Origin of the sequence: Arthrobacter sp. CG_A4 (assembly GCF_035985125.1) — a bacterium.
Lineage (GTDB): Bacteria > Actinomycetota > Actinomycetes > Actinomycetales > Micrococcaceae > Arthrobacter.
Genome location: NZ_JAXCID010000071.1, coordinates 1 through 8,299, shown reverse-complemented (window position 1 = coordinate 8,299; position 8,299 = coordinate 1). Strand labels below are relative to the sequence as shown.

General features: G+C 61.3%; 10 protein-coding genes. 5 read left to right on the top strand and 5 right to left on the bottom strand.

Annotated features, from left to right (window positions below):
* Positions 1 to 72: 72 nt before the first annotated feature.
* Positions 73 to 1,128, bottom strand: a complete 1,056-nt coding sequence (locus RCH07_RS18535) for a hypothetical protein (RefSeq protein WP_326968962.1) — start codon at positions 1,126 to 1,128, stop codon at positions 73 to 75.
* A 288-nt stretch (positions 1,129 to 1,416) separates the two neighbouring features.
* Here RCH07_RS18535 and RCH07_RS18530 point away from each other — a divergent pair, with 288 nt between their 5' ends.
* Positions 1,417 to 2,331: a ParA family protein gene (locus RCH07_RS18530; protein WP_326968961.1), complete on the top strand. Its 915-nt coding sequence runs from the start codon at positions 1,417 to 1,419 to the stop codon at positions 2,329 to 2,331.
* The gene (locus tag RCH07_RS18525; RefSeq protein ID WP_326968960.1) at positions 2,328 to 2,696 is read left to right on the top strand and encodes a ParB family protein; all 369 of its coding nucleotides are present in this window, start codon (positions 2,328 to 2,330) and stop codon (positions 2,694 to 2,696) included. The genes RCH07_RS18530 and RCH07_RS18525 overlap by 4 nt, the downstream gene beginning before the upstream one ends.
* Here RCH07_RS18525 and RCH07_RS18520 read toward each other — a convergent pair.
* Both RCH07_RS18520 and RCH07_RS18515 read right to left on the bottom strand, forming a co-directional pair.
* Entirely contained in the window at positions 2,683 to 3,540 is an 858-nt protein-coding gene (locus RCH07_RS18520; protein WP_326968959.1) for a hypothetical protein, read from the bottom strand. The two genes, RCH07_RS18525 and RCH07_RS18520, sit on opposite strands and share 14 nt — an antisense overlap.
* Positions 3,541 to 3,683: 143 nt before the next feature.
* Positions 3,684 to 4,442, bottom strand: a complete 759-nt coding sequence (locus RCH07_RS18515; protein WP_326968958.1) for a hypothetical protein — start codon at positions 4,440 to 4,442, stop codon at positions 3,684 to 3,686.
* 650 nt (positions 4,443 to 5,092) lie between these two features.
* Between RCH07_RS18515 and RCH07_RS18510 the strand changes: the two genes are divergently transcribed.
* The gene (locus RCH07_RS18510) at positions 5,093 to 5,476 is read left to right on the top strand and encodes a hypothetical protein (RefSeq protein ID WP_326968957.1); all 384 of its coding nucleotides are present in this window, start codon (positions 5,093 to 5,095) and stop codon (positions 5,474 to 5,476) included.
* Positions 5,473 to 6,237, top strand: coding sequence for a hypothetical protein (locus RCH07_RS18505; RefSeq protein ID WP_326968956.1), 765 nt, complete (start codon positions 5,473 to 5,475; stop codon positions 6,235 to 6,237). The genes RCH07_RS18510 and RCH07_RS18505 overlap by 4 nt, the downstream gene beginning before the upstream one ends.
* Positions 6,238 to 6,264: 27 nt before the next feature.
* On the opposite strand, the gene RCH07_RS18500 is transcribed toward RCH07_RS18505, so the two are convergent.
* Complete coding sequence (locus RCH07_RS18500; protein WP_326968955.1) at positions 6,265 to 6,837, bottom strand: recombinase family protein; 573 nt, start codon at positions 6,835 to 6,837, stop codon at positions 6,265 to 6,267.
* 510 nt (positions 6,838 to 7,347) lie between these two features.
* On the opposite strand from RCH07_RS18500, the gene RCH07_RS18495 reads away from it, so the two are divergent.
* The gene (locus tag RCH07_RS18495; protein WP_326968954.1) at positions 7,348 to 7,641 is read left to right on the top strand and encodes a hypothetical protein; all 294 of its coding nucleotides are present in this window, start codon (positions 7,348 to 7,350) and stop codon (positions 7,639 to 7,641) included.
* 82 nt (positions 7,642 to 7,723) lie between these two features.
* Here the strand turns inward: RCH07_RS18495 and RCH07_RS18490 are convergent, their stop codons facing one another.
* A complete protein-coding gene (locus RCH07_RS18490) occupies positions 7,724 to 7,927 on the bottom strand; it encodes a hypothetical protein (protein WP_326968953.1) in 204 nt (67 codons plus the stop codon).
* Positions 7,928 to 8,299 lie beyond the last annotated feature (372 nt).

Below are 8,299 nucleotides of genomic sequence, written 5' to 3'. Positions count from 1 at the left end.
CGCCCCGCCGGAACCCGCCGGCGGGGCATTTCTATGCCCGGCCCGTCATCACCGGACGTGACGCCGCCACAGTCAAATAACGCGACGGGTAACACTGTAGCCGGTCGTGCTGATCTGGTTGGCCGGGTTCGCGGTGAGGGACTGGTTGGTGATGGATCCGCCGTTGGCGGTGAGACGGTTCCCGCGCGCATCGTAGGCGTAGGTGTAGGTTTTCGGGGATGCGCCGCCGGTTTCGGCGGCCTGGGTGAGGCGGCCGGCCTTGTCGTAGGTGTATGCGGTGGCTACGCCGGTGAGGTTGTTTTTCGTCCATTGGATCTTGGACCGGTCCGCGGCCGTCGTGGCCGGGCAACTCGGGGCGGTGGAGCCGGCGGAATAGCAGTAGGACAGGTCGAGGACTGTGGTGTTGTTCGTGTCGCCTTCCCCGGATTTGGAGGTGACCCGGGTGACGCGTCCGGTGCGGTCGTAATCGGTGTGGGTGTAGGCCTTCCAGGAGCTGCGCGAGGGTGAGGCCTGCAGCCAGGTGTCGGTCCGGCGTCCCCGGTCATCGGTCGCGACCGCGAGGGTCTGCTGCACCCCGGAGATCAGATAGGTCAGTTCAGTCATGACCCCGGAGTCATCGAAAGCGTAGGAGGTGGTGCCGCGGGCATCCGTGGTGGAGATCAGGTTGGAGGCCTTGTCGTAGGCGTAGGTGATGGTGCCGCCGCCTGCGGTGTTCACCCTCGAGGTCAGACGTCCCATCTGGTCGTAGCCGTAGGTGGTGGTTCCGGACCCGTCGACGCGGGTCTGGACCCGGCCGTTGGCGGTGTAGGTGTAGGAGACCGCGGGGGTCCCGTCGGAGAACGTGGTCTGCGCGGGCCGCCCGACCCCGTCGTAGGTGTAGGTCAGGGTGATGCCGCGCCCGTCGGTGGCAGTCCCGGGCCGGGCCCAGACGTCGTAGGTGAAGGCCCGGGCTCCGAGCGAGGACCCGGTGACCGGGGTCAGGGTCGTCAGTTCCTTGGTGGTGTTGTAGCCGTACTGGGTTTTGTTCGTGCCGTTCCCCGGCGCGAGGGCGGAGACGACGGTGCCGACCGTTTCCTGGACCAGGCCATCAGCGAAACAGCCATATATGACACAGAACGTGAGGAACACTGGCTCCCCCCGGACGATGACGCCGCCAGGTACGTCTGGGAAGTAGCTTGAGCCACCAGAGCTCGGCCGGGGCGTCGACTCTGCGTACGTGCTGGGTTACCGTGTTTACTTGCTTCACAAGTGAAAAAAGTAAAAATGGTGAACCCATAAATATCATATTCGCTGGTTTGGCTGGATTTGCCGTGTTCACTGGTTTCACAAGTGAAAAAAGAGAAGACACGGAATCCAGCTTCACAAGCAAAACCAGGGTTGTTGGCTACGCTGGTGTCACTTTGGAAGGGAAACTTGATGAAACACGATCTGGACCGCGGCGCCCTTAGCCGCGTTATCGCGGTAATCAACGGAAAAGGCGGAGTCTTCAAGACCAGCCTGGTGGCCAACGTCGGCGGACTCCTCGCAGAGGGCGGATCACGTGTGCTCCTCGTGGACCTCGACCCTCAAGGAAACCTCGCCGAGGACCTCGGCTACGCCGACCAAGGTGACGGCGGCAGAAGTCTGGCGGCTTCGCTATGTTTCGGGGGAGAACCCGACCTGCTCACCGGCGTCCGACCGAACCTTGATGTCATTGCCGGCGGCCCCCATCTCGACGATGCCGCGGCGTTCCTCGGAGCCAAAGCCCAGAAGGATCGTGACGCCGCGCAGCTGGCCCTGGCAAAACTGCTTGCCAGCGTCGCGGGGGAGTACGATCTGGTCCTGCTGGACTGCCCGCCGGGAAATGAGCCCCTGCAGGCTGCCGCGGTAGCTGCCGCTCGCTATGCACTGGTACCGCTGAAGACGGATATGTCCAGCCGTAAGGGCGTCGCCGCCGTCGCGGCACGCATGGACAGCGTCGTCGGACTCAATCCCTCGCTGGACCTATTGGGCGTCGTCCTCGTCGGTACCGGTACGAATTCCAAACAGGTCCACAAGGTCACCCGAGACCACCTCACAGCCGATTTTGGAACAGACGAAGTGCTGTTCCCGATGACCATACGCCACGCAGAGGCAACGGCCCAGGCATGCAGGGAGCGGGGACTGCTGGCCCACGAGCTCGAGCGGGAGCTCAGCAAGGGACCGAAATGGTGGGAGGTCCTGCGCGGTGAAGCGAAGGCCGGAAATGCCGGGCCAAAGTCGGCTTCCAGCGTGTCCGAAGACCTCCACGCAGTCGCCATGGAAGTGACCCGCCGCATCGCCGTCGCAGAGTCCCAGGAGGTCAACGCGTGAGTGCCGACCCGACACCCAGCCGACCCGCACTCGGTCTGCCCCCGCGACGCACTGCAGCGCCGGCCGCCGAGGCGCCGCTGGCACGGATGCTCCCCGGGCACCGGCCGGAGACGCCAAAGAGGGCAGAACTCAAAGAAGCCGAAACAGCGAATATGACGGTGAGCATCCCCGCCGCACTGCGCAACCGGGCGCGGGCCGCATACAGGGCGACTAGCTACGCCGAAGGGGATAACACCTGGAGTCACTTCGTAGCGAAAGCCATCGAAGCCGAGACGGCCCGCCGCGAAGCCGAACACAATGACGGTTCGATGTACCCGTCATGGGGCGAGAATCTGCCCGGGGGCCGGCGGCTTAAGGACAGCTAAGTAGAACGGCCGCAGCAATCCGGCGGCGCCGCTCCACGTTCGAGATCGCTAAAGTGCGACGCACCCTGACGAGCCTCGTGAGCCCGTCCCTGCGCAGTTCCTCCGGACGAAAGAATCCCATTCTTAGCCCGCCGGTGATGAGATATCCATCCGAACGGCGCCCGACAGGATCGAAACTGCTGCCCCACGCGGCGATCGTTTCTGGCAGGTGCGAGGGGTCGTCGTACTGGCGAAGCCGCGCGAACGACGCTATGACAAACTGCAGATCCTGGAGGGCATCCTTGGGCGACATTCCGGCCTCCACCGGTGGCTCGTCCTCTTCTTCCTCTTCCTCATATTTGTCATCGTCCTCGTAGTCATCATCTTGATATCCCTCGTCCTCCTCCTCCTCCTCCTCCTCCTGATCTCCGGGCGCCGCATCACCGACGTCTGCGGACTCATTGGACGGGGCCAAGACCGGGTATTGAGGGGCGCGCACGGATGACTCTGAGACGATTTCCTCTGGCAGGTGCGCGGCCGGTCCCGGTGACGTACGAGGGACCCGTGACGCAGCTGGGTCCGGCGCCAGGGCCTGCCGAAACTCCGGGAGGACAAAGTTGTGGACCAAAGTGTCGAGCACAATCTCGTGAGGAGTCCTAGAATTCAGATCGGTGAAGCCGGCCCCTAGTCGATACCGATCCTGGACGATCTCGGCGACGTTGCTGTGATGCCAGCCGCCAGCAAGCTTGATCCAGGCGTCGAACGTCCAATACCCGCTCTTGATGTACAGGTCCACTACCGTGTCACTGCACACGACCCGGATCGTTCTGCTCTCCGGCGAGTCCTTGGTCGGATCCTCCTGCATGCTTGCCGTATATCCCCGGCGGCGCAACTCGGACTGCATCGTGTTGAAGGCGCGTCTCCAAAGCAGATTTCCGAGTCCCATGTACGGCCTTCCGATCACTGTCCGGGCGGATGAATGCAAGATTACTTCCGTATATTCGGGCGCTAGGGCTTCCAGCGATGAAGGAAGAAGGTCAGTGCTGAGGTAGCAGCGCTGAATCTGAACAGGGCCTCTTGCTCGCTGCTGAGACCTGGGTGTGAACCGTTGGTGTGGCTCATTTTCCAGAAACCCTTGATGTAGTCGTTTTCGCCGGGTTCGAACAACCCCGAGTTAGCTAGTGCCTGGATGGCATTGCCTCCTTCGCCATGTCCAGGCCTGGGACTGAAGCCTGCCTTCGCCTTTGCGACTTCGACAAAGAAGCCCTCCACCGTTGAGCGCGTGGACGAATTGCACGCCTCCCAGTCCTGCCGCTTGAACGCCGAGAATGCCTGCTGGTAGTGGTTCGCCGATACGGCGAAACCCCTGGCGTTTAGGGCTGCTTCCAAATCCGAGACCTGCGGCGGTAAAGGAATTTCTTCGGCACCTACCGGGCCGATCGACCATTTGCCGTCGTCGAAACTGAGGCTATAGCCGTCTTCCAGAAAACTCGAGCGCAGCTCAGCTACCCATTCGGGTTCGTTCTCGCCGTTCGCCCTGTCATTTAGAATCTTCGTCCCCAGGGCTATGAGGGACTCTGCACTTGGATTCTTGCCAAGGGCCATGCTGACTCGGCTGTCTAGGTTGTTCCAGCTCCCGCCGGGTTTGTCCTTGCCGGGGTCGTTCTTGCCTAGATTTGCATACTTCAACAGGCCCGTAAGTGCTCCGTGTCCGTATCCGGCAGCGCGTGCGCTGATGATCGCTTCAGTGCGTTCAGAGAGTGGCATGCATGCAGGCTATCTTGCGGCGATTGTGAGACTGCTACAACACACCAAATCCGGCCGATTCCGCGCGCTGCACGGCCGGCCCGCGACACGCCCCACCGCCGAGCGCACGAAACTATTGAACGAAACCATTGCACGAAACCGATTTGCCCGTAGAGCACGGGCCGGTTAATCCCAGGGCCTGTCAAATACGACCCTTACTGACGTGCTCCGCAATGCCATCCTGGACGGTAGCGGCTCGCTGGCCAGGGTCGACGGCAAATGTGCCGTAGCGGCTAGCCCAGGTAGACGATGGCATGCCGAACGGCGACGAGGGGCCGGAAGCTGGCTCAGGCGGTCAGAGCTCGAGTTCGATATCAAAGTTGGTCATTTGCGTGGGGGAGTGTTTTTGACCGTCCGGTTGGGTATGCCTCACCCGGACGTCAGGAAGGGGCTAGTTCTTTGCCGCACGATGGACAGGGCGCGGCTGAAAGACAGCGGTCCGTGGGGCCCAAGTCAAGACTCAACGCCCCGCTGCGGAGTGTGGAACCCATTCGAACCCGACTTGAGACCCAAATCTTCGATGAATAACTCTGATTTGGATGTAGCTTAAGTGTGGCACTGAACGTAACTTGCAAGTAGTATGGCTGCATGTAACCAAGCAAGGAGCCGAAATGTCTATCGACGCAACCGTTGGTACGGCGGCTGTCCGCACCAACGAACTGGGTATCCGGGAGATCGTTCGCCGACTCAACACCGGTCTCGGGCCGACCCTGGTAGCAGGACTGACCGGCAGCAAGGACCGTCGCATCTCACACAAGTGGGCGAAGGAAGACGGACCCGAACCAAACGCGGCCGCCGTCCGCCGACTCATGTCAGCGATCCGGCTGTGGACGGAGCTTTCCGATGCGCACGGGGAGCATGTGGCCCGGCTGTGGTTCATCGGCTCGAACCCGTGGCTGGACGAGGACTCACCCGTTGAGGCGATCATGGAAGACCGCTTCAAGGAGGTTCGCGTAGCAGCGAATGCCATGCTCACCGGAGGCTTCTCCGGTTGAGCTCACGTATCTGCAAGACCACCGGCCTGGGCCTAGTCTCCGGGCCGGTCTCCGGGTTCCGGATTGCCACCGCTACCTACGGCGCGCTGAATCCCGAGAAACGCCACGACGGCGAGTCTCGCGACGACTGGAGCCGTTGGGACACCCCCGGGCGCACTCTCTACGTCGCGGACACGCTTGAAACGGCGTTTCGCGAGTGCCTGGCCTGGGCGCGGATGAAGCCCAGCCACAAGCAGAAACTTGGAAAACTGGCCGCACTCTGGGCCATCACACCGGAGGAAGTGATGAAGGAAATCCATGACGACTTTGCCCGCCTCGGTCACATGCAGCCTGGCCACCTCCCCTTCTCCTGGCGGGACTCGCGCCTGAAACACGTCATCGACATCCCAGAGAGTGGGGGTGTGTGGGTGGACATGGAAGAGCAGGCCACCTTGGACGTGTTGTCGTTGGGTCCTGCGGCCGACATCATGCCTTTCACCGGCCAAGAGGAAATCGACCGGGCAGCCGCATTCTCGAACGATCGTAATGTCACAACGCGCATTGCGGAATGGCTCCGTGGCGTGACTCTCGATGATGGCAGCGAGCTGGCCGGTATCAGATTCAAATCCAGGGTAGGCAACGGTACCTGCTGGGCTTACTGGATGCGACGGACTGACTTGGGGTTGACGGAGGTCGCGGAAGCAACTGCCGGTGTGGAGATCTCAGCCAAGGAACCTGCGATGGCCGCCGTCACGGAGGCGTGGGAAATCCGCACCTGGTAAGTGAGATCCAGGTCGGCCTTCGGGCCATCACGATGTTCGCTGAACGATTCGGTACACCGTGCTCCGTGCGATCTTGAACAGTTCCGCGATCTCAGTGGTGGTGTGTTGTCCTCCCTTATATAGGGAGACGAGGTGGGCTTCCTGGCGTTTGCTGAGCTTGGGTTGTTTGCCGCGGAGCCGGCCTTTGGCCTTGGCGACCTGCATACCTTCGCGGGTGCGGGCGCGGATGAGGTCGGATTCGAATTCGGCGACCATGGCCAGAACATTGAAGAGTAGCCGGCCGACGGGATCGGTGGGGTCGTGGATGGAGCCGCCGATGCTCAGCTTCACTTCCCTCTTCGTTAGGTCTTCGATGATGTCCCGCGCGTCGGGGAGGGAACGGGCGAGCCGGTCCAGCTTGGTGACGACAAGGGTGTCGCCGTCCCGGACGGCGGCCAGGGCCTCGCGCAGTCCCGGGCGTTCCCGGGTCCTGCCGGTCAGTCCATGATCGACATAGACCCGGTCTTCGGGAACCCCGAGGGCGGCGAGGCCGTTCCGCTGGGCGGTCAGGTCCTGTTCATTGGTCGAGACGCGGGCATAGCCGATGATGTGGGCGGTCATGGGTGCAACTGTAGCGGTTGAGCCACCCCGCCGGGCTTTTTTGCGGGCGGGGTATACGCGAATCTGAGAGCCCAGTGTCTGTATGGGATTTTTCGCGGCGCGGGAGCGGGCGAAAGCTGGCGCGGTGGGGGACCGGCTTACGGGCACCAGGCAGGGCGATGAATATCGGTGAACTCCAAGTAGGATTCCAGCGAATTCGGCTAGGTCCCCACTGAACATGGTTGCAAGCACTTGCTTCCGAATTGTGCTCACGGGGCATACCGTGTGGTGAGTATGTCAACCTGATTCTGGACCACTGAGGCGTCCTGAGGACCATCCACGACCCTGATGATTAGCACCGGCAAATACACACCGTACCGATCACCGTTTTGCCGACGTCGATATATAGCTGGACGGAGAAGGGCTTCCCGGGGAGTGCCGCTCGCCGTCAATTGCTTTTGGAAACGGGAGGCCTGAACTCGTGTGAGCCCGCGTGTTCCCAAAGATGACCATGGATTGTAGCCTCAGCACATGAGCGGGGCAGAGGAACATCCCAGCAGGTTGCAACCCAAGATGACCCGAGGCGGCTTTCGCATTCAGTTTGTCCTGTGGTCGATCTGGACGGCGCTCCAGCTGGTAATCGTCGTTGGAAATCTGGTGTTGGGAAGTATTTGGGAATTCGGGGATTACCTATGCCTCGCAGCGTTGTCCTTAGGGTTGGCGTTCCTAGGATTCCTTTTGTACGTTCGTCATCATGATGGCCATTTCTGGGAAGCCGAAGAGGCCAAGAGGGCTGATTGGGACCGCCGGGGGCGGGCATTATGATGCTCCCGAAACGTAGGGGGCAAAAGCACGCCCGGTAAGGGACCCCTCGGTGTTCGTCTCTGGTGGTGCCCGGATGCTCGATCTACTTTGGCTGACGGCCACGCTTCCTGCGCCAGAGCACGGGCGTCAAAATTGCTACGACCATGCCGCAACTCACTAGGATCCAGCTTGCGAAATTGCCAATCGAGTCGCGGGTGTAAATACCGGCGGCAATCAGCGCCAATCCAGTTAGAACCAACACCACAGTGAGGACAATCAGCTTGGAGCGCTGCACATCGTCAGTCATGACCGAAGCTTAGCTTCAGCACCAACCCGCGGACGTTAGGGGATCCCTTACCGGACACACATACATCCGGCTCACCGGTTCCTCGCTTCGGCCGACGAGGTGTCTATATCTCCAAGATTCGTCTGGTGAGCCACTTAGGTTGGCTGATGAAGGGTGAATGGCTTGAGTTCAAACTGACGATCCTGGTACATCGGCCGGCCATTCGTTCCTGAAGGACAGGGCTAAGTGGCAAATACGGGTTGATGGTACGGGTAGTCCGGTCAGGTGGTACCGCTCTTTTCGGCTAGGTGGTACTGGTGGGGTTGGTCTGGTTGGCTCTTGGGAAGCTGGCGGCACATTCGGTGCTGCCGCTTTTTGTTGAGAGGACTTTTC